This is a genomic window from Vibrio sp. 1978 (assembly GCF_033344345.1).
The window spans coordinates 1-694 of sequence record NZ_JAWPOP010000472.1; the positions used below are offsets into that span (position 1 = coordinate 1).

The following is a 694-nucleotide window of genomic DNA, read 5'->3' on the forward strand; positions in this document are numbered from 1 at the left end:
CAGACGCCGATATGGCGATGAAGATGGATCCGGAGTATCGCAAAATCTCAGAACGCTTCCATAGCGACCCGGCCTATTTCGCCGACATCTTTGCTCGGGCTTGGTTTAAATTAACGCACAGAGACATGGGGCCTAAGGCTCGCTACATCGGCCCTGATGTTCCGCAAGAAGACCTCATCTGGCAAGATCCGGTTCCTCACGGCAATGCAAACTACGATGTAGACGCGGTAAAAACCAAAATCGCAGCCACTGGGTTATCAGTTAGTGACATGGTCACAACCGCTTGGGACAGTGCACGCACGTTCCGTCAGTCTGACAAACGTGGTGGCGCAAACGGCGCTCGTATTCGCTTAGCACCACAAAAAGACTGGCAAGGTAACGAGCCAGAGCGGCTAGCCCGAGTATTACCGGTGTTGGAAAGCATCGCGAAAGATACGGGAGCCAGCGTCGCTGATGTGGTCGTATTAGCAGGTAACGTCGGTATTGAGCAAGCCGCCAGCGCTGCTGGTGTTAACGTCACTGCGCCTTTCCTTCCAGGACGTGGCGACGCAACACAGGATATGACGGATGTTGAGTCTTTCGAGGTGTTAGAACCGTTGCACGATGGATATCGAAACTGGCTCAAACAAAACTACGTTGTAACACCGGAAGAAATGCTGTTGGATCGCACCCAGTTGATGGGGTTAACTGCCGC

1 protein-coding gene is annotated in these 694 nt (G+C 53.0%); it reads left to right on the forward strand.

Annotated features, from left to right (window positions below; translation table 11 throughout):
* On the forward strand, positions 1 to 694 hold a 694-nt coding region (locus R8N49_RS27290; RefSeq protein ID WP_318190472.1), incomplete at both ends, for a peroxidase family protein.